Source organism: Megasphaera sp. AM44-1BH (assembly GCF_003467125.1).
In the GTDB taxonomy this organism is placed as follows: Bacteria; Bacillota; Negativicutes; order Veillonellales; family Megasphaeraceae; genus Megasphaera.
On record NZ_QSFA01000020.1, the window covers coordinates 22,287 to 42,807 of the forward strand.

Here is a 20,521-nt window from a genome sequence, read left to right on the forward strand (position 1 = left end):
CCATTTATACAGGTTGCACACAGAAAGGAATTCACTGTGAATTCATTAGCTATATTGATTCTGACAAAAAATGAAGAAATAAATATTGTCGATGTCGTCCAGAATGCTAAAAAGTGCACGGACGAGGTGATTGTCATTGATTCAGGAAGTACGGACCGTACGGTAGAGCTGGCAAAGGCGCAGGGAGCGAATGTTGCTTTCCGTGCCTGGGATGATGATTTTGCCGCACAGCGCAATTTCGCTCTGGAACAGACAGAAGCAGACTGGGTCCTCTATCTTGATGCAGACGAACGGCTTAACGATGAACTCATTGCAGCCATCCATCAGATTCTTGAGAATGGTGATAAGGGAGCACAATATGGAATGAAAAGAAACATGGTATTTAATGGATACCATTTCCATCATGGTATTTTTGCGCCGGATACAGTATATCGGATGTTTCCACGTACCCAGGTAAAGTGGGTAAGCAAAGTACATGAACATCCAGAATGCCCATTGGACAGAAAAACATTGCAGGGAAACATTGAACATTACACCTATAATAGTTGGCATCAATGGTTAATGAAAGCTGATTATTATACAACGATTTGGGCGGAGGAACGATATCAACAAGGAAAAAGAGTAACTTTGGGAACTGCCTTTTTACATGCAAGTTTAGGGACTTTGCGTGCCTTACTTATCAAAGGTGCTTTTTTAGATGGCTGGATGGGAATTATTTCGTGTGTACAGCATGGATTTTATACTATGTTGAAATACGTCAAATTATACGAATTACAAATGCGAAATAAAGGAAAGAAAAGATGAATAAAATTTCTATTGTATTTGCATCAGATAATAAATACGCACAGCATTTAGCGGTAGCATGTGCTTCTGTCTTGAAAAATACAGCACGTCCAGAAAAGATTCATTTTTATATTTTGAGTGATGATATTTTACCAGAAAATCAAAATCGAATTGCACAGACTGTACATAATTTAAAAGGAGAAGTTCAGTTTATCTCTGTAAATAGTGATGACATTAAAGGTTTTACGAGTGATCATATTAGTAAAGCTGCGTATTTGCGGCTTACTATTGATCAAGTGCTTCCAGAAACAATAACAAAGGTTATTTATTTTGATACAGATTTAGTTGTGCTGGATGATGTGGAGAAGCTATGGGCCCTTTCCCTGGAAGGGAAACCGATAGGTGCAGTTTGTGATTTTGGTATTTTGAAATCTAAACGGATGAGACGGCAAAAGTTTGAGACTTTAGGATTGCCAGAAGGAACTCCTTATTTTAATTCGGGGGTTCTTGTCATTGATTTGCAACAGTGGCGGCAAAAAAAATATGGGAGTTTAGTCATTGATAATGTAACTAAACATTCTTTTCGTCATCATGATCAAGATGGATTGAATAAAGTGTTTATGAATAATTGGAAAAATATTCCACTTAGATGGAACGTTATTCCACCTGTGTTTATGATGCCTTTAAAAGTATTATGTCGTACCTCGCTTAGAACAAGGGCTTTAGAAGCAATAAAGAATCCGGCTGTTTTTCATTGGGCTGGAAGATATAAACCTTGGGAATTTTCTTTGAACGGACCTTTTAATCAGTTCTATTATGATTATTTACCTTGGACCACTTTTAAAAATAGTCCAATGCCAAAGCCTGGTGCAGATATGAAAGGAAAATCCATTGTAAGACAGAATTTACGTATGGAATGGGCGGGCCTTTGGAAAAAGATTTTAGGGTGAAAGAGTGAAGGTTAATGGCGTTAAATAATTTAACATTTTTAATTTGGGGGAAGAAGATAATCGGTCCTATACATAAAGTAAAATTCAATCATTTATGCCTTATCATGCTTACTTTGGCAATATGTGTACAGCGTCTTACTATTGCTGTCGGAAATGTATTCTATGCATTTGCTATCGTGTTTTTTATTATTGACACCTGTCAGAGATATCGTTCTGGTGAAAAATTATTTTTATCGAAACAAATTAAAAGATATTTTTTAGTTTATGTATTTTTTGCACTAATGATATTGCCTTCTGCAATTTTTAGTTTGAATCCTGAATATTCAATTGCTAAATACATTGATTATTTTGTGCTACGGTTTCTTGTACTAATTATGTTGGTCTTTTTAAAGATTGATAATGAGGCTATCAAGAAGGCTTTAATTTTCTTTATTGCTTTTATGGCTATAGATGGACTTGTAACACTTGCTGAGCGGGTTATCACACAGGCCCCTCGGGCACAAGGACTCGGAGATGGTTGGCTTCGCCATGCCAGCATAGTTGCTACGATTTTCCCAGCTAGTATTATCTTTTGGATTTCACGGAGAAAAGATATACGGCATAAAAATTGGATGTTATTCTGTGCCGTGTGCATTGTCTTTGGGGCAATTGCTAGTGGAACGAGAAGTTCCTGGGTGGGAATTTTATCTGTTATGCCATTTGTGCTCTATCAAGGTGCGAAATGGAGCCCTAAAAAATTTTTTGCATTAGTGACGATTCTTATTTGTATAGGCGGTGCAATAGTAGCAACTCCTCAATTACATCAACGTGCAACTTCTATTGTGAATATAACAACGGATCGGTCAAATGGCGACCGTGTTGAAGCTTGGAAAAGCGCGGTAGTCATGGTACAAGAAAAACCTGTTATCGGTTATGGAATCTTACAAGGCGGAAAGGTCTATCTCCAAAGTTATCGCACTGCAGCGGATACGCAGGGACTCGGTCACTTCCATAATATCTATGTCCAGACAGCTGTAGACAGCGGGATTTTGGGGTTTATTGGTTTAATAACATTCATGGTCTATTCTCTTTGGATGTTCAGGAGATGGGATAGCCCATATATCTTAATGGGTTTTTGTGCTTGGGTTGGTTTTATCGTTGTAGGCTTTTTTGATTACACATGGGGAATGTCAGCCGCAGTAAAAACCCTTTGGTTTGTTACAGGATGTAGCTTACGATTGTATGATGATGCCTGATGTGTTGTTTTTATATATCATAAATTGTTATATTGCAGGTTTGATTACGGAATGCTTCGGTTTCTTTCCGAATTTTTACACAGTTGTATCATCCACGTTTAAGAAGACTGGCATATTAGAAAGTATAGCTGGAATCAAATTGCAAGTTAACCCAGCGATACATTGGCGGCGTGATTGTGTTGTCAGCATTTGATTTTAGAGTACCCGATAATAACTATGATACGTTCGTCAGGTAATGACAATTCTGGAATTGAAGGGAAAAAACATAGTGCTGACATATCTGGCAGTATTGAAACTAGTAATAAGTTGGATTGCTGGGGAGTTATGGTTTGAGTAAACACTGAATAAGGTGGGTAGAAGATAGATGGAAGAAAAGGGGTTATTATCAGTTATCGTTCCTGTGTATAAGGTCGAACCTTATTTGCGACGGTGCGTCGATTCGATTCGGAATCAAACGTATAAAAATTTACAAATCATTTTAGTTGATGATGGTTCACCAGATGGTTGTGGAGCCATCTGCGATGAATATACGAAGATTGACAACCGGATTATAGCCGTTCATCAGGAAAATGAAGGCTTGAGCGGTGCCCGGAATAATGGACTTTTATTTGCCAAAGGGGAGTATATTGCTTTCGTTGATAGTGATGATTGGCTCCATCCCAGCATGTATGAGACGTTAGTCCGTTTGATAGAAGCACATCAATTAGATATAGCTCGTTGTTCTGTCGTTAGTTCTGATGGACAAACGGAAGATTCTATCTTGCCGCGAGATAAGCATACTGCCAATCAATTGATTACGGGAGTCCACGTCTTTGAATTATATTTCACCGAGTTCTTGTGTAAAGTTGTCTGGAATGCTGTGTATCGTCGGCATATCGTTATGGGAATCATATCGCCGGAACGCTGCCATTCGGAGGATAATTATGTCTCAGGCCGGTATCTCTATCGCAGTAAGCGTATGATGATTACGGACAAATGCTTATACTATTATTATAAAAATCCGACTAGTATAGCTCGTGGTGGGTATAAACGGTTACTTGATATCTGTATCTGTACGGAAAAATTGCGTGATGATCTGATTCGAGAAGAACATATGACCGATACGTTTTATATCGAACGGCTTAATAAGAAGCTAGCCCGTGAATTTTTCCATTTTGTACGGTCTGATAATGACAGGTATCGACTGCGGTCTATGGCGTATTCACAGAAAAAATTTATTGACCAGTACTTAGATTTCTTCCGGCGTATCCGTTTTGAATATATATTGCGGAAAAAGAAGATACAAATTATTTAATGGGGGAAAGGAATTATGGCAAATCAATTTACGACAGATTATTTTGAACATGCAAAATTATATACGGAAAAACACGATTTTAAGTACTTACCGACTGATGACGAACGGTCGCCCATGCATATCGGTTTTAATATCAACGATCTATTTTTTAAGCCTTTAGGAGCTGAAATCACATCAATCCTGGAAACGAATAAGGACATCGCTTTTTATTTTCACGTTTTTGTTGATAGTTATAGCCCAGAAAATAAGGATAACTTGGAAAAAACGGCGAAAAAGTATGGTTGTAATATTTATCTCTACGTCATGGACATGAGTATTTATCAAAATTTCCATATTAAAGTCGCTCGTTTTTCACGGGTTACGTATATCCGTATCGTCATGCCTTGGATTCTGCGGCATTATACGGATCATTATTTATATCTCGATTCCGATATGATTTGTGTCGGTAGTCTGAAACAATTCTTGACGACCGATTTAGAGGGTAAAGCCATCGGGGCACTGACTTACCATACGCCGGACCGCGTTGCTTTCCTCAAAATGAAGCAGGACGTCTACTTCTCTGATGGACTTATGTGGATTGATGTCAATGAATGGATTCGGGAAAAAATCACAGAAAAAGTTTTCAGTTATCAAGGTGCTGATCCGCGACGATTTAAGGGGCAGACGCAGGACTTGCTGAATCTTGTCATTGATGGTAACATGAAGCCTATTCCATATTTATTCCATCATAAAGATAAAGATTTCAGTGTCCAAGGAATCTTGATTCATTATTCAGGCCGTGACAAGCCGTGGGAATTGGTCCTAGATTCGGATGATGAATTATGGCGCCATTATTTGGATATTTCTTTTTGGGAAAGTATGCCAAATCCTATGCCACCAAAGAAGCCTTCATATTATCACAGTTTTAAGAAATTAGCCGAAGTTTATGGTGAAAAAGGGAAAACGTGGAAGCGGATTCAATGTCTATTCTGGTACAGTGTTTTGAGAATTCGATATAAATTATAAAAAAATTATTTAAAGAAGGTAATGAAATGAAAATAGCGATTGCCGGGACAGGATATGTTGGGCTTTCCAATAGTATGCTTCTGGCACAGCATAATGAAGTAGTAGCACTGGATATCGTTCCTGAAAAAGTAGATATGCTGAATCAGGGAATATCGCCCATCATTGATGATGATATTTCCCGGTTTTTACAGCGCAGTGACATCCATTTCAAGGCGACACTCCGCCCCGAAGAGTCTTTTGCCGGAGCTGGTTTTGTCATTATTTCGACGCCGACCAACTATGATCCGGATAAAAATTTTTTTGATACCTCATCCGTCGAATCTGTTATTGAAGAAGTACTGGATATCAATCCGGAAGCGGTCATGGTCATCAAATCGACAGTTCCTGTTGGATATACACAGCACATCAAAGAAGTTTACCATACAGACAATATCATGTTTTCTCCGGAATTTCTGCGGGAAGGCAAGGCCTTGTATGATAACCTCCATCCATCACGTATCGTCGTAGGCGAACGGTCGGAACGAGCTCATGTTTTTGCCAATCTTTTGGCAGAAGGAGCCATAAAAAAAGATATTCCTATGCTATTTACCGGATCGACCGAAGCGGAAGCCATCAAACTCTTTGCCAATACGTATCTGGCATTGCGTGTTGCCTATTTCAATGAACTCGATTCGTATGCCGAAATGAGAGGACTTAGTACAAAAGATATCATTGATGGTGTCTGCCTTGATCCACGCATCGGAGATTTTTATAATAATCCTTCTTTCGGATACGGCGGATACTGCCTGCCAAAGGATACAAAGCAGCTTCTGGCCAACTATCAGGATGTACCGCAGAATCTGATTTCTGCTATTGTTGCGGCCAACCGCACACGGAAAGATCATATCGCTGATATGATTATTGCCAAAAATCCCCGTATCGTCGGCGTCTATCGGCTGACTATGAAGAGCCATTCCGATAATTTCCGCGCTTCCGCTATACAGGGTGTCATGAAACGCATCAAGGCGAAAGGCATCGAGGTCGTCGTCTATGAACCGACGTTGAAAGACGACGAATTTTTCCACTCTCGTGTTATCCGTGATTTGAATGAGTTCAAGAAACTAAGTGATATTATCCTTACAAACCGCTGGTCTGATGAATTAGCAGATGTAAAAGATAAGGTCTATACAAGGGATTTATTTACCCGGGATTAATCTAGTCAAGGAGTGTATTACCATGGCAACATATAAACCATTTGATACATCGAAAAAAATATTGATTACCGGTGCTGCCGGTTTTATTGGATTTCATCTGGCAAAACGTCTGCTGGATATGAGGACGACTGTACTGGGATTGGATAATCTCAATGACTATTACGATGTCAGTCTGAAAGAAAGCCGTCTGCATATATTAGAAGATTATCCGTCTTTTACCTTTGTCAAAGGAGACCTGGCTGATGCGGATACGGTGAATGAACAGTTTGAAACATTCCAGCCGGATATTGTCGTCAATCTGGCTGCCCAGGCGGGAGTACGCTACAGTATCGACCATCCCCGTTCGTATATTGATTCCAATATCATTGGATTTTTTAATATTCTTGAAGCCTGCCGTCATCATCCGGTTGAGCATTTGCTGTTTGCTTCCAGTTCTTCTGTATATGGTAATCAGCAGAAAACGCCTTTTTCCACGAGCGATAATGTAGACCATCCTATCAGCCTCTATGCGGCAACCAAGAAATCAGACGAACTCATGGCCTATACGTATAGTCATCTCTATGGCATTCCTGCGACGGGACTCCGCTTCTTCACTGTGTATGGCCCTTATGGACGGCCAGACATGGCCTATTTCAAATTTGCCAATAAAATCCGTAAAGGCGAACCTATCCAGATTTACAATCATGGAGACATGTACCGGGACTTTACCTATGTCGATGATATCGTAACGGGGATTGAGCACATGCTTTGCAATCCACCTAAAGCCAATGAACTGGGAGACTTGTACAAAGTATATAATATTGGCAACCATAAACCGGAACAACTCATGCATTTTATTGAAGTACTGGAACATGCACTGGGCCAGACTGCAGAAAAAGAATACCTGCCCATGCAGCCGGGAGATGTATATCAGACCTACGCAGACGTCACAGATCTGCAGCGAGACTTTGATTTTAAACCGGAAACGACGATTGAAGAAGGATTAGGGGAATTTGCTGTCTGGTATAAAAAGTATTATGATATAAATTGATAAGTTGGTTTATTTTTTATATATATGTAACTCTATGTATCGTTGTATATGAGGTGTCATTGTGTTTGAACAATTCTTTTTATCTATGCAGCAGGATATCAAATTATTTTTAGTTTTTCCTATTTTATGTGCCATATTCCGGGCCATTTTTATAAAGGTGTATTCTCCCTATCCCAGCTTAAAAGGTCGTTGGAAGGTAGTATGGCATTGTTTTCGATATGGATTCTGGTGGGGCATGGATTTTAATGCCTATGTTTTTTTGCTGCCTTTGGTTCTGGTTTCCATTCCAGGTTTGTTCATCACTTCTTACCATGCGTTAGAAAATGATATCTTATTATATGCAGGATTAGTGTATGCACTGGTATTATATGCTGCTTTTGTGGGAAAAATGATATTTTATAATCATTTTCATGATACGTATAATCAGATAGTCCGTTTAGGTGCTAAAGCAGAAAAGCATAATCTTGTTGATGTTTTCTTTCATCAGGATCATGGCCTCCTGTTTATACTGGCAGGGATTCCGTATTGGTGGATTGTTAAGTACTGGATAATAAGTTTTTTATCCTTGCCAAGTATTCCATATCCTGTTTTCACATCTTCTATAGGTATGTATCTATTTAATATACTGGTATGTGTGGGTATTATCCTTGGATTTTACTGGTTTCGATATGGCGGTACGCTTTCGCATGACGACAAGCCAGAATGGGATACTATACCGAGTATTGTAAAAAAAGATATTTTTTTTGCTAAAGCAACTGTCGATGATTTAGTTGCCTTGGAACAAGTTAAGAAACATAAATTGAATGATGCATATACCCATAGCGATGAAGAAGATTTACAGTCATTGCAGTCTGTATTACCTGCTGGCACAAACGATATTATGTCATACCATAATCCTGTGTATGCATTCAGACATATTGCAAACGGTCCGAGGATAAAAAAACCATCTCATATTTTTTTAATTGTTGGTGAAAGTTATTTACAGCAGTTGTTTGATCCTGCTTATGCTTGTTTGAATCTGACATCAGGCGGCAAAAGATTAATGAATGATGTTCATACGGCTGTTTTGTCTAATTCTCTTTCATCAGGGATTATTTCCAGACCTTCTATTGTAAGTCTCATGTCGGGGATTTTTGATGCAGGACTGGAACTGAATGAAAAAGAAACATTTTGGAAGGGAACGGTGCCTACCGCATTTCCGCTACAATTAAAAAAATTAGGATATACTTCTACTTATTGGTATGGTGGAAACGTGACGTATGGTAATTTTAATCAATTTGCACCAGCTTGTGGTTTTGACAGGGTAATGACAGCTACTGACTTCTGTGGCCCGAAAGCTCCTAAAACGTGGGTAGGGGTCTATGATAATGTGTTTTTAGATAAAGCAGCTGAATTGATTCAACAGACTGATTCTGGGAAGCCGGAATTTCATTTTGTGTATACCACATCGTATCACGGGCCGTTTAAAATCAATCTGAGAAAGTATGGATATAATACAGAAAGTGTTATGCCCGATGCGCCTGATGATATCAAGCATAATAAGAGTTTGCAGGAAAATTTAGGTACGTTCTGGCTTTCTGATCAGGCCATTGGTACTTTTATTGATCGTATGCGCGCTGCCTATCCGGATAGCCTTTTTATTGTTACAGCTGATCATGCTATTAATATGACGCCACTGCAACATACCTCTATTATGAATCGGGATTGTTCCATACGGGAACAGCATTGTCCGGTTTTCATGATGTATCATAAAGACTTGGATCAGCATATTTTTGCTGGAAATACTATAGGCGGCCATATGAATATCATGCCTACTGTCATTGAGCTGATTGCGCCAAAAGGCTTTACATATTATTCTTTATTTTCATCGCTTACGGAACCTATCGACCATTTAGTTACGCCATATCATTGGCTCAGACCAGATGCATATGGAACTTTTGAAAATGAATTTTACCAGCCTTTGGGAAATCATCATAAAGAAGATGAACTTTGTGAAGGACCGATTCCCTATGTAGATGAATGCACGGCGTGGAAGAATTTGACAGGTTATATGGTGCGTCATCCGGAACTGCTACAAAAAAAAGAAGACATTCTTCAGCAGTAGAAAGGCATTTTGGCAGTCACCGCTCCTGTGTGTGCATTTGTGTTTAGCAAAGCTCCAACCAATGTGTTTGTTTTCAATCACATTGGATGGAGCTTTGTTGCTTGTTCCATGCAGGCTATAGCAATGTCGGATATTTTGTCGAGGAAACGGATGATTTTCCGTATATATAGCAACGAATAGCAAAAAGTGATAGCATTTTCATATTGTTAACCAATAAGTTGTATATAATAAGTTGACGTATAGAGTGCAAGGGGGTATAATAGAGGTTGTCATATCAGTCTGATAATAATGGGAAGGAAAAGCAGACAATGGAGTATAGTATTGCAGAAATAACGGAAAAGGTATTAGCCGGCTATCGGTTCAAGCGGGGTGATGATTTACAAGTATTTCTTCAGGCGCCTCTTGAAGAATTGCAGCACGGGGCCGGTGTATTGCAGAAACATTTTTGCGGGAATCATATCGATTTCTGCACGATTATCAATGGCCGCAGTGGCCGTTGTGGAGAGGACTGCAAGTATTGTGCCCAGGCGGCTTGTCATCATACTGATTGTGAGGAATACGGGTTTCTGCCTAAAGAAGAAATCCTTGCCAATGCCAGAGCCAATCAGGATGCTGGTGCCAACCGGTTTGCTATTGTGACATCAGGACGGGCCCTGGCAGGGGAGGATTTCGAACGGGCTCTCGATGTGTACCGTACAATGCATCGCACTCTTCATATCGGTTTATGCGCGTCTCACGGCCTGCTTTCGGCTAAGCAGCTGCACCGGCTTCATGAAACGGGAGTGACCAGTTATCACCATAATATCGAGACGTCACGGCGGTTTTTCCCCCAGATTTGCACGACTCATACGTATGATGACCGTATCCGGACGATCCGCCTGGCCCAGAAGGAAGGTTTATGCGTTTGTTCCGGCGGAATCATCGGTATGGGAGAAACATGGGAAGATCGTCTTGATATGGCCATCAGTCTGGCTGAATTAGGCATCCAGTCTATTCCTGTCAATGCCTTGATGCCGATTCCTGGTACACCGCTGGAAAACCGTCCCCAGCTGGATGGGAAAGATGTGCTGCGCACGATTGCATTTTTCCGGTTTATCAATCCGGAAGCCAATATCCGTCTGGCAGCAGGCAGAAAGTTGTTGCCTGAAAATGGAGCAACGGCTCTTTTGAGCGGCGCTTCTGCATCGATTACGGGAAATATGCTTACCACATCGGGAACGACGATTGCCGAAGATATGGTAATGCTCAGGCAACTGGGCCTTACGAATGATGACGGGGCAGAAACGTGCGGAACCTGTTAGAAAAAAACGGAATCATCTCTGCAAGGTGTGATGTCTTGCAGGGATGATTCCGTTTTTTACTTACTACTGGTTTACTGTTTTTTCCGGCGCCGCCGGTTGTCGCCACCTTTATGGAGCGTTTTGTGGCGTTTTCCCTTCGTAGCCTGATAGGTGCTGGCCGGGAGCTTGTCTTTATATACTTTCTTTTTCTTTGGCGCCTCGTTTTTCGATTTGATCCGTATCTGGCCATTGGCTGCGTATTTGGTGATTGTCGCTTTTATGGTGTGTTCAATACGACGTACCCAGTTTTCGTCGGCAGCGGTAGCATACATGATAGCCAGCCCTTCACTGCCGGCACGGCCTGTACGGCCGATGCGGTGAATATAGTAATCGACGTCGTGGGGTACATCGTAACTGAAGACGTGAGTGATGCCTTCGATGTCGATGCCCCGGGCGGCGATATCAGTTGCGACCAGAATCTGGGTGCGGGCCCTGGCGAAATCGCGCAGTACCTGGCTGCGCCGCCCCTGGCTCATATCGCCATGGAGTTCACCAATATTGAATCCCCGGGCAATGAGTTCCCCGGCCAACCAGGACGTGCGGTCCTTTGTATTACAAAAGACAATAGCCAGATAGGGATTCATGTCGGTCAGCATCTGGCAGAGAAGGTCCAGTTTCTTGTCTTCCTGTACCATATAAATCCGTTGTTCAATCGTTTCCAGCGCAATCGTATCGCCTTCAAGGATATTGAGGACCAGTGGATGAGTCATATGCTTTTTTGCCAGACTGCGGATTTTATCGGGAATCGTGGCAGAGAAGAAAAGCAGCTGCCTGCTGGCCGGTGTCATGGCAATCAGCGTATCGATGTCTTCGAGAAATCCCGACTGGAGCATCTGGTCGGCTTCATCGACAATCACCCGGCGGACATGGGATAAATCGAGGGAATTGCGGCCACAGTGGTCGAGAAGCCGTCCGGGGGTACCAATAATAATATGAGGGTGGCGATGGAGCTTCTGAAGCTGATTTTCGATTGTTTTGCCGCCTATCAGGCTGAGGACATCCACAGACAGAGCCGGTGCCAGTGAAGAGGCGACGTCGGCAATCTGCTTGGCCAGTTCGCGGGTCGGTGCGACGATCAGGACCTGTTCACGCGATAAATCGGTGCGGATCTGCTGCAGGGCCGGCAGGAGGAAAGCCAGCGTTTTGCCTGTACCGGTCTGGGCCTGGGCCAGAATGTCGCGGCCTTTGAATATGGCAGGAATGGACTGGGCCTGGATGGCCGTCGGTTCGTTGATGCCCTGCATATGAAGAAGATTGGTCAATTCCGGCGTGATGCCGAGTGTCTGGAATGTTTTCATGGGAGTATACCTTTCTCTATTCAAAAAAATAATGTATGTCTCTTTTACATGTGTTTATTTATTATACCATAAGATTCAACTCTAGGCATTCTTTTTGAAATTTGGTATACTAAACTGTAAATGACTTTTCTTTCAGGAGGCAGATAGCATGAGCTGGTGGCGCGATATTTTCCGTCAATGCGTATTTATGAGCTTTTTTATTATTCCCATTCCCATTGGATCCTATACGATTCACAGCGGGTCCAGTGCGGCTGTTGCGCTCATATCCCATCTGGCTCTGTCCTTTCTGATTCCCCTGGCTTATGTGGGCACGAAAGAAGCGACGTTTGGCCTGAAACAGGCCCGTATCAGCCGTACAAGCTTTGTCATTGCCTGGCTGGTACTGGTAGCTGTCGGAGGGGCATTTAGTGCCTTTATGGGGCAGATATGGAAGACATCTTCTTTCTGGGAATGGCCTACAGTCGGCCGTGATATTGTTTTTATCGGTATCATGTATGGTGAACTGTGTGCAACTATGCTGGGAGCCTATGTCCTGAGCCGGTTTCATGATACCTGCAGAAAAGAGAGTGTGTAAATGAATAACCCATCGTGGCGTCCCTATGGGCTTCATCTGGCCTGGCAGTGCGTCTGGCTGATTCCTGTCCCTTTTGGGGCGTTTGTTTCTGATAAAGGATTTCTTACGGTTTTATCTTTTCTTGTCTTTTCCCTGGGTTCTTTGACGGTGCCATTGTTACAACGTCATCGCCAGGTGAAAAATCAGGGATATACCTTGTATGCCTCCCCGGGGATGTATTTTTATGGCGCCCTGACAGGACTTATGCTGATTACAGGCTTTTTTGACAGCCTGATAGGTACGAGTCTATGGCAGAATTACTATAGCCGGGTCATTCTGTATGCGTGCTGGATGATCGTAACGATCCTTGTACAAAATCTGCTGGCCTGGGGCTTTGATTTCTGGAAAAAACGGCGCAGGAAATATGCCTGGTCGGAATTTCTCGACCCGGTGCTGTATGCGCTGCCTGTCCCCCTTTCGTTTATGACGATGTGCTTCTTTCCTGTACTGGACACGACGAATCTGGATGGGCCGCTCATTGGCGTCTTTATTCTCCTCGGGCTTTGCGTTTTCCTGCTCATCGCCTTTGTTCTGGCTTCGTTCGCACTATATTTTTATCCTGCAAAAGAACGATTTCCCAAAACGGGTGACCGTATCGTTCAGCTCATACGGATTCTCTGTATGAGTCTGGCCTGGCTGGCCCTCAATATGCCGGCTTCTCCCTATATCCGGTTTGTCGTAGGTCATACGCCACTATCGGAAAATAGTATTCTGACGCTGCTTGTCCCTCTTGCTGGAGAAACGATTTCTATCATAGCTGCCGTGGCTTGCAGCAATCTCATTCCACTTATCTGGAACCGGTTGCACCGGAGCCAGGCATAGGGACTCATCTTATTGCCAATCACATATTGCAGACAAATACAAAAAAGCTGCCCTTTGTTGGACAGCTTTTTTGTACATACAGATATTCAGCTTTTTACCCGCTGTTCATGCATAAATGGCTGCTTCATAACGACAAAACGCACGACGTAGGTCATCCAGCCGATGAAGACAGCGGCACAGCCACCGAGGAAGGTGGGCAGATCCAGTGTGGTCATGGCATAGAAGCAGTAGATGATAGAAACGCCGGCAAAGAAATAAGCCGTATTCCGGTTGCACTGGGCATTGGAGATACCTTCTGTGTCCAGAATGGATTTGAGGGCTGCAGAACAGAGAATGTAGGGAATAACGTTGGTAACGACAGCCAGGTTTGCGAGGTTTTCAAATTGTTCGGCCAGGGTCGGGCTGATGGTCATAAGAGATAAGAAGCTCTGCATGACCAGGATGAGCATCATGCCTTTGAGAGGAACATCGGCATCGGTGACCTTGGCAAATACCTTCGGGAACAGACCGCGCTGGGCGCTTGTTTTAAAGACCCGGGCCAGTGTGAACTGCCAGGAAAGAAGAGAACCGGCACAGGAGAAGACCATGAGGCCCATGACAGCTTTTCCTGCTGTAGAACCGAGCATGGTGGCGAAAGCCAGGCCGAACGGAGCGCTTGAATTGAGAATATCGTTGTTGGGAACGACACCGGCAATGACGTTGGTCGATGCTACGTAGATGATGGCAACGGCAACGGTGCTGACAAACGTCGCAATGGGGACGGCACGCTGCGGGTTTTCTACGGCATCCATATTGACAGCTGCCGATTCAAATCCCAGGAATGACCAGAGGGTGAGGGCGATAGAATTGCCAATAGCGTCTCCCAGACCAAATTGGTTCGGATTCCACGAGCTGACCCACAGCTGGGGATCGAACCAGTACCAGCCGATGAGGGAAATGCCCAAAACAGGAATGATGGCTCCCCAGATAGTTATGGTGCTTAATTTGCCGGAGTAGCGTGAACCGCTGAAGTTGAGTGCAGCAGCGATCCAAAGAAGTGCTATGGTATATAGACATGTCTGCAACGGCGTCAGTTCAGCGCCGAAGAAACCGGCGCCATAACCGACTGCTGAAATAGCAATGGCTACGTTTGCAATGACAATAGAGACGGAATAGGAATAACTTGTCATGAAATGTCCAAGACATCCGAACCGATACTCGGCATAGCCTCCCATGCCACCCGGCTTGGTAGAGAACATACCACATCGGGCGAAGGTCAGTGCCAGGGCTAAAGAGCCGAGAGAAGTAATAATCCAGGAAATAATCGAAATCGTGCCTACTTCGGCAAGTTTCGTCGGCAGCATGATGATACCGGCACCGAGCATGTTGGCCGCTGCTACAAAAGTCAGCTGGACCAAAGACATTTTACGACGTGAAGTTTTCATTATCAGTCCTTCTTTCTTAGGGCTGGGGGCGTGTCGTATCAGGCCGTCCCCATTGTCATAGTATTGTAAAAAATAGCCCGTTTTTTAAAGCTAGTACATTGTAGCATGTTTGCTATGAAAATTAAATGGTTTTTCGATAAAAAAATAGAATGATATAATAATTTTTTGAAATGTATAACCTGGACGTTTTTGGCATTTTTAGTAAAAAATTTTCGAAAAAAAGACAGCCACTATAAAGTGACTGTCTTTTTTAAGACCATCTAGTCGGAATTAGTCGCACATTTTGATTGCTACGGCTGTACCCTGGCCACCGCCGATGCACAGGGAAGCGAGGCCATAACGGGAACCATTGCGGCCCGGTTCTGCCAATGCATAGAGCAGAGTCGTGAGGATACGGGCACCGGAGCAGCCTACGGGATGACCGAGGGAGATACCGGAACCATAGATGTTTGTTTTGCTCATGTCAGCGCCGAGCTGCTGGCAGCAATATACAGCCTGAGCTGCGAAAGCTTCGTTCAGTTCAACCAGTTCGAAGTCTTCCATTTTGAGGCCGGTCTTCTTGAACAGTTTATGGCAGGCCGGGATAGGACCAGTACCCATGATAGCCGGTTCAACACCTGCGGAAGCCCAGTCAAGGATTTCAGCAATCGGTTTGATACCGAGTTCTTCGGCTTTTTTCTTGCTCATGAGAACCAGTGCGCAGGCAGCATCGTTGATACCGGAAGCGTTACCAGCTGTAACTGTGCCGTCTTTTGTGAAAGCCGGTTTTAATTTAGCAAGGCCTTCCATTGTGGTTTCCGGACGGATATGTTCATCTTTCGTGATGACGATATCGCCTTTTTTGCGGTTGTGAATCGTTACAGGAACAATCTGAGCGTCGAATTTGCCTTCAGCCTGAGCTTTGGCAGCACGCATCTGGGAATTGTAAGCGCATTCATCCTGCTGCTGACGGGTTACGCCAAAGCGGGATGCGATGTTTTCTGCCGTTACGCCCATGTGGTAGCCATTTTCTGTGCAAACCAGGCCGTCACGGAGCATCGTATCTTCGAGGACGCCATTGCCCATACGATAGCCGCGGCGTGCTTTTGCGATAACATACGGAGCATTGGACATGGATTCCATACCGCCGACGATTACGCAGTCAGCGTCGCCGAGTTCGATCTGCTGAGCGCCGAGGGATACAGCACGAAGACCGGACCCGCACAGTTTATTGATAGTAAATGCAGGAACTTCCTGAGGAATACCGGAATGGAGAGCTACCTGACGGGCTGTGTTTTCGCCGCAGCCGGCTGTCAGAACATGACCCATGATAACTTCATCAATCTGATCTACAGGAACTTTAGCACGTTCGATAGCAGCTTTGACAGCAACGATACCGAGCTGAACAGCTGTTACGTCTTTGAACTGGCCGTTGAAGCTGCCGATAGGAGTACGAGCTGCACTTACGATGACTACATTTTTCATTGAAAAACCACCCTTTCTGAATACAAATAAAATAGTATATCTGTTAGTAGATGTAATATCTGCCACATGAACACTATTTATATCCTGTTGCTTGGGGATTGTGAGGGGAGCCGCTTTTCCCGATGAAAAAGTTGAGTTCTAAATTTCACAATCTCTATGTGTATATAGTACATTTTTTCACATGGATTTGCAAGTAAAAATTGAAGGAATTCTATACCAAATACTCATATTTATTCTCCAACATTTCCTAAACAGAATACACAATTACCTTTTATATTCAAAATATGCATTTACGAACGCGTTCGAAAATACAGCACATAATAAACGGTATATGTCAAAATGCGCTAATTGGGATAAATTTCACAAACTGTATAAAGATCTCCATCTAGAAATTCAGGCTGATTCCTTCCTGATTATTCATGGAATATCCGCCTTTTTCGACAAAGAAGAATTCGGCAGCCGAGTTTTCTTCTTCCAGCGGATGAAGCCGTTTGACAATGCCATAGGGGTTGTCGAGAGACAGGTCATCCCCGTTGCCGCCAATGAGCCAGAGGATTTTGTAGCCTGATGGAACGGTACGCAGCTTGTCTTCACCTTTGCCATCGGTAAAATAGAGAAGAAGGTCTATTTTATGCTTATTGGCATATTCGATGACCGGTGCGTAGCAGGTGCCGCCCCGGCCGGCAGGACGTGCCTGCAGGTCTTTGATTGTCCGGACGGTGTATACTTTGCGGATGTGATCATCACATTGGATAATCGTGATTTCTGTCTTATATTCCCGTACAATCTGGAAGACTTCTTCCATGGCCTGTTTAAATTCGTCGTCACTGATGCTGCCGCTGATATCGAGGGCAATATAGATTTTGGCCTTGTAATTGCGCAGCTGCCCCCGCAGATCCAGCCGTTCGGGCTGGCGGCGATTGCGGCGGGCCGTCGTTTTCTTGTTGCCGCTGGCTACGGTACCGGCCAATTTCTTCAGATAGAAATGCCAGGGAAGGGTATGGTTGCTGTCCTTGATCTGGGCTATGGCATTGGCGATATGATCTGAAAGATTGCCCCGGCTTGCGGCATCGACGTACTTTTCCGTAAATCGTCCCAGGAGCTGGGCGTCTATCGTATCCGATTCGTTCCAGACGTCATGGGTGCGCAGGGGATCGAATTTTGTCAGGATATCCGTATCAGCTGTATTATCTTCATCGGTAACCGTCGTCGTCTTTTCCCGTTTGTCGATGGCTTCCTGGATTTCCTGTACGTAGTCTTCCAATGTACCAAACGGTGTCAAGTACAGGTGGTATTGCAGATTGACCCAGTCCAGCGTAGCGGCGTCATCGGGCATGGGACGCAGATAGGTGTTGACGACGATATCCATGGCCAGGTTCAGGGCCAGCTTGCTATAATGGTCCTGCAGGTCTTTGGCACGCTGCAGGTGCTGGAAGACGATGTGCAGGATTTCATGGCGGATGCAGTTTCCCATCTGGTCAATCGTCAGGGGAAGGAAAATGAAGGGATTGAAATACATGACATACTTTGCTCCCTTGAAATTCGTCGCCGTGGCAGAACCGATGTTAAGGCGGATTTCTTTTCCCATCTGGAAGAAGAAATATCCATAAAAATTATCTTTGTCATCCAGGAGTTTCAGGCTGATTTTGCTGACAAATTCAAAGAATTCCCGGACAAAGTCTGCCGGCAGATCCTCTGCGCGACAGGCTTTATCGGAAAGGCGCATTTCATTATCGGCCCAGAGATTGAGTTTTTGGTCGAGGAGTATAGCCTCAGTACGGAGTTGTTTATCCAATACAATCACCCGATTGCTTCGTAGGTTTTAAAATAAGCATCAATAAAGTGGTCATTTTTGAGGGCGTATTTTCCGACTTCTTTCGTATTGTTGCGGATATCTTTCATTACGCCTATCATGAGATCGACCGGATAGTAGTGCAGGAATGTCACCAGCCGTTCGATGGCCTGGTCGGGATCGATGGCACCTTCTGCGAGTTTGCTGTCGAGCTGACGCAGGATATTTTTGGCAGCCAGATACAGACGGGTATGGGATTCGTTTTCGATTTTGCTGATTGTTTCTGCTGTCATAGACGGACCGGCAAATACATCGGCATAGGATACGAGTGGCTGTGCGTCAGACTGGATGAAATTGACGAATTCTTCAGCAATGACTTTTCCGACATTACCACGGATTACATTGAAAAAGACGTTTTTTGAATAGGATTCGGGATGTTTGGCATAGATGCGGTAAATATCGGAAATCCGTTCGTAACTGCGCGGTGTGGCATTGATATCGTCTTCATTGCGCTGGGACAGGTAGTCTGGGAATGTAGAAATAAATTCCATGACCCGTGGTTCGATTCCTTTGGCGGCAGCCCAGTCCAGCCATTGCATATAATCCGGTTCCATATATAACCAGACGAAACGGTTCTTTTGGGCGTCATCCATTTCTACGGTCTGATAATCGTAGGTATCGGTCGGATTCATGGCAGCGATGATGCGTACGCTTTCATCCAGGTGGTAGCCGTTGATTTCATGATTGAGTATGAGGTTCATCAATTCCTGCTGTACAGCATGTTCACAGCGGTTGATTTCATCAATGAAGAGAAGGACCGTTTTACCGGCAGCCAGAGCTTCATCGATTTCCCGCAGTTTGTGGTGGATTGCGTAGACGGTCGTGCGGTTTTCTACGGTAGGCAGGCCGCCGATTTCCCCTTCTTTTAAAATATTGCCATCGATATCGATGAGTGTCCATCCATTTTCTGCAGCCAGATCGGTTGCCAGAGCGGTTTTACCAATCCCCGTTTCACCAATGAGAAGCGGAACGGCCTGAGCGGCCAAAACGAGTTTTACACTTTGCAGTGTGTCATTGTAATTCATGAAATTTCCATCCTATCTTTATAAAATCTAATAAAACAATAATATATGATGTAACAAATGATATCCTACTACATACTAATATAATAAACGATGACCAGCAAATGGTAAAGAAGAAACGGTGTATCTCCTAAAGCATGTGGTGTGACTTTTACTGGATCTTCAATTTCTCATCGACGGTAATCTGCTTGGCCTTCCGGCTTCCATAGCGATATACAAATAACAATTTGTCTACAGGACTCCAGCCGTAATCTGTCTCGATACGGCGGCAGTCAATAAAGTCCCGTACATACTTTTCGGGGACATCGTCCCGCGATAAGGTTTCTTTCAGGACGCGTTTCAGGTCATCGTTACTGACGAGCCGGTTGCGTGGCAGATAGCGGATGACCAGAATATTGATTTTCAAAAACGTCAGCAGCGTTTCTGTATCCGTATCGACGAATAAACGGATGGCCTGCTCGTTATTGGCGATGGCAATACACTGGGCTTCAAAGGAAGGCTTGTCTATATAGCGCAGGGCCGTGTAGTTGATGGCCGCCGCGGCCGCCTGGACGCGGGGCGTCGGATGTTTGATATACCGGATGGCATCGTAATTCTGCTCTATGGCAGCCATCTGCAGCTCTTCGCTGGGATTTTCTGCATACTGGATGGCCCATCCCGATTGACTGATGGCTTCCATAATGAGCCATTCCGGTGGGTGTTTGATGTAAGCCAGATTTGTCCAGCTTTTGTGCACTGCCTGTTCCAGTAACTCTTTGGGAGCATCGGGAATGAACTGAATGGCTTTGGCGGTATTTTTTAAAGCGACTAGTTTCATTTCTTTTGTCGGATGATCGATAAATTCAAGGACCAGTCCGTTTTCGCGCAGGGCCGTCAATTTCATTTCTTCCGTAGGATTGGGAATATGCTGCAGAGAAAAAGGATTGATTTTGATCATCCGCATATAATCTTCTGTGCTTTTTGTATTTGGCGGTGGAACCGATACGCTGGTATTGTACATGGTTTCAGGCACCTCCTTTACGATAAACGTTTTTCTATATCTTTTATTTTACGTTTTTTGCAGCTGTTTTACAACTGCTAAATCTCTTTGCG

At 43.8% G+C, this 20,521-nt stretch carries 17 protein-coding genes; 11 read left to right on the forward strand and 6 right to left on the reverse strand.

The genetic code is table 11. From position 1 onward, the window contains the following. Positions 1 to 36 precede the first annotated feature (36 nt). From DW949_RS11375 to bioB, 9 genes are all read left to right on the forward strand, one after another. Complete coding sequence (locus DW949_RS11375) at positions 37 to 804, forward strand: glycosyltransferase family 2 protein (RefSeq protein WP_118023347.1); 768 nt, start codon at positions 37 to 39, stop codon at positions 802 to 804. Beyond that, positions 801 to 1,733: a glycosyltransferase family 8 protein gene (locus tag DW949_RS11380; RefSeq protein WP_118023334.1), complete on the forward strand. Its 933-nt coding sequence runs from the start codon at positions 801 to 803 to the stop codon at positions 1,731 to 1,733. The genes DW949_RS11375 and DW949_RS11380 overlap by 4 nt, the downstream gene beginning before the upstream one ends. A 14-nt stretch (positions 1,734 to 1,747) precedes the next feature. After that, entirely contained in the window at positions 1,748 to 2,968 is a 1,221-nt protein-coding gene (locus tag DW949_RS11385) for an O-antigen ligase (RefSeq protein WP_199595892.1), read from the forward strand. Positions 2,969 to 3,332: 364 nt separating this feature from the next. Further along, positions 3,333 to 4,262 (forward strand): glycosyltransferase, encoded by a 930-nt coding sequence (locus DW949_RS11390; RefSeq protein WP_118023335.1) that lies wholly within the window; start codon positions 3,333 to 3,335, stop codon positions 4,260 to 4,262. Positions 4,263 to 4,277: 15 nt separating this feature from the next. Beyond that, on the forward strand, positions 4,278 to 5,267 hold the full coding sequence (locus DW949_RS11395; protein ID WP_118023336.1) for a glycosyltransferase: 990 nt from the start codon (positions 4,278 to 4,280) through the stop codon (positions 5,265 to 5,267). Between the two features lie 26 nt (positions 5,268 to 5,293). Continuing rightward, the gene (locus tag DW949_RS11400; protein WP_118023337.1) at positions 5,294 to 6,460 is read left to right on the forward strand and encodes a nucleotide sugar dehydrogenase; all 1,167 of its coding nucleotides are present in this window, start codon (positions 5,294 to 5,296) and stop codon (positions 6,458 to 6,460) included. A 22-nt stretch (positions 6,461 to 6,482) separates the two neighbouring features. Continuing rightward, on the forward strand, positions 6,483 to 7,490 hold the full coding sequence (locus tag DW949_RS11405; RefSeq protein WP_118023338.1) for an NAD-dependent epimerase: 1,008 nt from the start codon (positions 6,483 to 6,485) through the stop codon (positions 7,488 to 7,490). Positions 7,491 to 7,551: 61 nt separating this feature from the next. Continuing rightward, positions 7,552 to 9,594, forward strand: coding sequence for an LTA synthase family protein (locus DW949_RS11410; protein ID WP_118023339.1), 2,043 nt, complete (start codon positions 7,552 to 7,554; stop codon positions 9,592 to 9,594). A 308-nt stretch (positions 9,595 to 9,902) separates the two neighbouring features. Next, positions 9,903 to 10,895: a biotin synthase BioB gene (gene bioB, locus DW949_RS11415; protein WP_118023340.1), complete on the forward strand. Its 993-nt coding sequence runs from the start codon at positions 9,903 to 9,905 to the stop codon at positions 10,893 to 10,895. A gap of 71 nt (positions 10,896 to 10,966) precedes the next feature. On the opposite strand, the gene DW949_RS11420 is transcribed toward bioB, so the two are convergent. Continuing rightward, on the reverse strand, positions 10,967 to 12,232 hold the full coding sequence (locus DW949_RS11420) for a DEAD/DEAH box helicase (RefSeq protein ID WP_118023341.1): 1,266 nt from the start codon (positions 12,230 to 12,232) through the stop codon (positions 10,967 to 10,969). A 148-nt stretch (positions 12,233 to 12,380) separates the two neighbouring features. Between DW949_RS11420 and DW949_RS11425 the strand changes: the two genes are divergently transcribed. Together DW949_RS11425 and DW949_RS11430 are read left to right on the forward strand one after the other, a co-directional pair. Continuing rightward, positions 12,381 to 12,806, forward strand: a complete 426-nt coding sequence (locus DW949_RS11425; protein WP_118023342.1) for a hypothetical protein — start codon at positions 12,381 to 12,383, stop codon at positions 12,804 to 12,806. Then, complete coding sequence (locus DW949_RS11430; protein ID WP_118023343.1) at positions 12,807 to 13,667, forward strand: hypothetical protein; 861 nt, start codon at positions 12,807 to 12,809, stop codon at positions 13,665 to 13,667. Between the two features lie 86 nt (positions 13,668 to 13,753). On the opposite strand, the gene potE is transcribed toward DW949_RS11430, so the two are convergent. The 5 genes from potE to DW949_RS11455 all read right to left on the reverse strand — a co-directional run bounded on the left by potE (position 13,754) and on the right by DW949_RS11455 (position 20,429). Next, entirely contained in the window at positions 13,754 to 15,091 is a 1,338-nt protein-coding gene (gene potE / locus DW949_RS11435; protein ID WP_118023344.1) for a putrescine-ornithine antiporter, read from the reverse strand. Positions 15,092 to 15,361: 270 nt separating this feature from the next. Then, on the reverse strand, positions 15,362 to 16,555 hold the full coding sequence (locus tag DW949_RS11440; protein WP_118023345.1) for an acetyl-CoA C-acetyltransferase: 1,194 nt from the start codon (positions 16,553 to 16,555) through the stop codon (positions 15,362 to 15,364). Between the two features lie 385 nt (positions 16,556 to 16,940). Further along, the gene (locus tag DW949_RS11445) at positions 16,941 to 18,350 is read right to left on the reverse strand and encodes a VWA-like domain-containing protein (RefSeq protein ID WP_118023349.1); all 1,410 of its coding nucleotides are present in this window, start codon (positions 18,348 to 18,350) and stop codon (positions 16,941 to 16,943) included. A gap of 5 nt (positions 18,351 to 18,355) precedes the next feature. After that, entirely contained in the window at positions 18,356 to 19,432 is a 1,077-nt protein-coding gene (locus DW949_RS11450) for an ATP-binding protein (RefSeq protein ID WP_118023346.1), read from the reverse strand. Between the two features lie 148 nt (positions 19,433 to 19,580). Beyond that, on the reverse strand, positions 19,581 to 20,429 hold the full coding sequence (locus tag DW949_RS11455) for a DUF4116 domain-containing protein (protein WP_199595893.1): 849 nt from the start codon (positions 20,427 to 20,429) through the stop codon (positions 19,581 to 19,583). Positions 20,430 to 20,521: the final 92 nt, after the last annotated feature.

Excerpts from the sequence above, each read along its gene's own strand:
- DW949_RS11455 (WP_199595893.1), bottom strand. The coding sequence starts at position 20,429 with ATGTACAATACCAGCGTATCGGTTCCACCGCCAAATACAAAAAGCACA.
- DW949_RS11395 (WP_118023336.1), top strand. The coding sequence starts at position 4,278 with ATGGCAAATCAATTTACGACAGATTATTTTGAACATGCAAAATTATAT.
- DW949_RS11405 (WP_118023338.1), top strand. The coding sequence starts at position 6,483 with ATGGCAACATATAAACCATTTGATACATCGAAAAAAATATTGATTACC.
- DW949_RS11385 (WP_199595892.1), top strand. The coding sequence starts at position 1,748 with ATGGCGTTAAATAATTTAACATTTTTAATTTGGGGGAAGAAGATAATC.
- bioB (WP_118023340.1), top strand. The coding sequence starts at position 9,903 with ATGGAGTATAGTATTGCAGAAATAACGGAAAAGGTATTAGCCGGCTAT.
- DW949_RS11450 (WP_118023346.1), bottom strand. The coding sequence starts at position 19,432 with ATGAATTACAATGACACACTGCAAAGTGTAAAACTCGTTTTGGCCGCT.
- DW949_RS11380 (WP_118023334.1), top strand. The coding sequence starts at position 801 with ATGAATAAAATTTCTATTGTATTTGCATCAGATAATAAATACGCACAG.
- DW949_RS11430 (WP_118023343.1), top strand. The coding sequence starts at position 12,807 with ATGAATAACCCATCGTGGCGTCCCTATGGGCTTCATCTGGCCTGGCAG.
- DW949_RS11400 (WP_118023337.1), top strand. The coding sequence starts at position 5,294 with ATGAAAATAGCGATTGCCGGGACAGGATATGTTGGGCTTTCCAATAGT.
- DW949_RS11425 (WP_118023342.1), top strand. The coding sequence starts at position 12,381 with ATGAGCTGGTGGCGCGATATTTTCCGTCAATGCGTATTTATGAGCTTT.
- potE (WP_118023344.1), bottom strand. The coding sequence starts at position 15,091 with ATGAAAACTTCACGTCGTAAAATGTCTTTGGTCCAGCTGACTTTTGTA.
- DW949_RS11440 (WP_118023345.1), bottom strand. The coding sequence starts at position 16,555 with ATGAAAAATGTAGTCATCGTAAGTGCAGCTCGTACTCCTATCGGCAGC.
- DW949_RS11390 (WP_118023335.1), top strand. The coding sequence starts at position 3,333 with ATGGAAGAAAAGGGGTTATTATCAGTTATCGTTCCTGTGTATAAGGTC.
- DW949_RS11420 (WP_118023341.1), bottom strand. The coding sequence starts at position 12,232 with ATGAAAACATTCCAGACACTCGGCATCACGCCGGAATTGACCAATCTT.